Origin of the sequence: Azospirillum sp. B506 (genome assembly GCF_000333595.1) — a bacterium.
In the GTDB taxonomy this organism is placed as follows: Bacteria; Pseudomonadota; Alphaproteobacteria; order Azospirillales; family Azospirillaceae; genus Azospirillum.
Genome location: NZ_BADK01000855.1, coordinates 1 through 1,366 on the forward strand (window position 1 = coordinate 1; position 1,366 = coordinate 1,366).

Annotated in this window: 1 protein-coding gene; it reads right to left on the reverse strand. The window is 73.1% G+C overall.

Translation table 11 applies throughout. The annotated features are described in order from the left end of the window. The coding region (locus I71_RS26600) for a DUF2339 domain-containing protein (protein WP_042701063.1) at positions 1 to 1,366 on the reverse strand (1,366 nt) is incomplete at both ends.

Consider the following 1,366-nt stretch of genomic DNA (forward strand, 5'->3'; position numbering starts at 1 on the left):
CGGCGGAATAGCTGTACCATTCGGCGTCCGACATCTCGGAACCGGACAGGATCGGCCCCTGGAAGGCGCGGCGGATCTCCAGCGCCAGGTTGGCGGCGATCAGCAGCAGCGGCAGGACCGGGGCGGCACTCCGCAGGGTGCGCGACGGCGGCGGGTCATACCAGAGATAGACCAGCCCCAGCAGGGCGGGCGCGCCATAGGCCAGCAGCAGCCGGTTGACCAGCGGCCATGTCCCCACCCACTCGTCGTTCCACAGCGGGTTCAGCGTCACCAGATGCAGGAACAGGGCGGTCGTGGCGGCCAGCAGCACCAGCAGGCGCCGTCCCCACAGCGCGACGGGCCGCGCGCTCCACCGCCGGTCGACCGCCAGCAGCAGGGCAAGGCCGAGCCAGGACAGGGTGTGCAGCGCCACCTCCGCCAGACTGGACGGCGCCGCCTCCAGGCTGCCGGCCATCCAGCGGTGGATACCCAGCGACAGCATCAGGGTGGTGAAGATCAGGGCGCCGGCCTCCAGCACCATCACCACCAGATCGTCGCCTCTGCCGTCCGGCGCCGACCGCATCCAGCGCGCCGCCAGGAGGAAGCCCAGTGCCGGCAGGCCATAGCCGTAGGCGATCCAGCCATAGCCCTCGTAATCCAGCACCGAGGGGTTGATCGCCAGCCGCACCAGCACCGCGACAGCCACCAGCAGGGCGACGCCGCGCAGCTCGCGCAGGCTCAGCTGCCGTTCCAGCCAGGCCAGCACCGGCACCTGCATCGCCAACGCGACGGTCAGCCACGCCTCCTGCAGGACCATGGTGGCGCCGAGCGCGATGGCGCCGGTGGCGCCGGTGGCGAAGGCGGCCAGCCCCAGCGAGGCGCCGGGCCGGTGGCGGTGGCGGCCCAGCGGCGTGGTGGCGCCGACCAGCAGCGCCGCCAGAGCCAATGCCGCCGCCGGCCAGCCGATGGCGGTCTCCGGCGGTTCCACCAGCGCATAGGCCAGCGTCAGCAGGGCGAGCGGCACCAGCGCCGAGAGCGAGGCCCACAGCGCCGCCCGCCGCGCATCCCACAGGGCGATGAAGCCGCCGATCCCGAACAGCGCGGCGAATCCGCCGGCCACCCACAGGAAGCGCCCGACCGCCGCCGGATAGCCGGCCGGATCGACGACGATCAGCGGCTGGCCCTCCGCGTTCAAGGGCGGCGGGCTGGCCGGCACAGAGGGCAGGTTCCAGGGCGCCAGCGACAGCAGCACGGTCAGCGCCGCGATCCAGGCGACGCCGGCGATCCGCTCGGTCCGCCGTCCGCCGACCATCGCCAACAGGGCGAACAGCCCCAGGAAGACCTGCGACACCGACCCATGCGAGTCGCGCCATGTCATGGCCGCGCC